Below are 555 nucleotides of genomic sequence, written 5' to 3'. Positions count from 1 at the left end.
CGTGCGCTTCGCGGTGGTGCCGCAGGTGCTCTCCAACTTCGCCTCCTACGCGCTGCTGCGCTTCGAGATCAACGTGCGGGGCGCGGGCGTGATGGGCTTCGTCGGGGCCGGTGGCATCGGTCAGGAGTTCCTGGTCGCGATCCGCAACTTCTACTACACGGACGTGAGCGCGATCCTGGTCCTCATCATCCTGACCGTGGTGACGATCGATCTGGCCACCGAGTCCTTACGTCACCACCTCCTCGGCCGGGAGGCCCACGCGTGAGACCCCGCCCGCCCTCCGCCCTGCGCCAGGCTGCGCTCGCCGATCTCGACGGCCTGCGCCAACGCCACCCGGCGGTCTTCCGGCCCTCGTGGCCGCGCCGCGCCGTGGTGATCGGCAGCCTCGCCGCAATCGTCGCGCTGGCCGTCTTCGCCATGGTCAGGCTCGACTTCTCGCTCCTGCGCATCGTCAACGGCCTGCACCGCCTCAGCGAGTTTGCCGGCATGATGCTGCCGCCCTCGGCGCACGGGCGCTTCGGCCTGTTCCTGTCGGCCCTCGGCGAGACCCTGGCG

1 protein-coding gene and 1 pseudogene are annotated in these 555 nt (G+C 70.3%); both read left to right on the top strand.

The features are described 5' to 3' along the window. A partial coding sequence (locus QR78_RS31690; RefSeq protein WP_125940068.1) for a PhnE/PtxC family ABC transporter permease occupies window positions 1-265 on the top strand: 265 nt, incomplete at its 5' end. After that, window positions 262-555: pseudogene (locus QR78_RS31685) on the top strand (phosphonate ABC transporter, permease protein PhnE); the annotation flags it as partial. The gene QR78_RS31690 and the pseudogene QR78_RS31685, both read left to right, overlap by 4 nt.

Source organism: Methylobacterium indicum (genome assembly GCF_001043895.1).
Taxonomy (GTDB): domain Bacteria; phylum Pseudomonadota; class Alphaproteobacteria; order Rhizobiales; family Beijerinckiaceae; genus Methylobacterium; species Methylobacterium indicum.
This window is presented reverse-complemented; position numbering and strand designations above follow the sequence as displayed.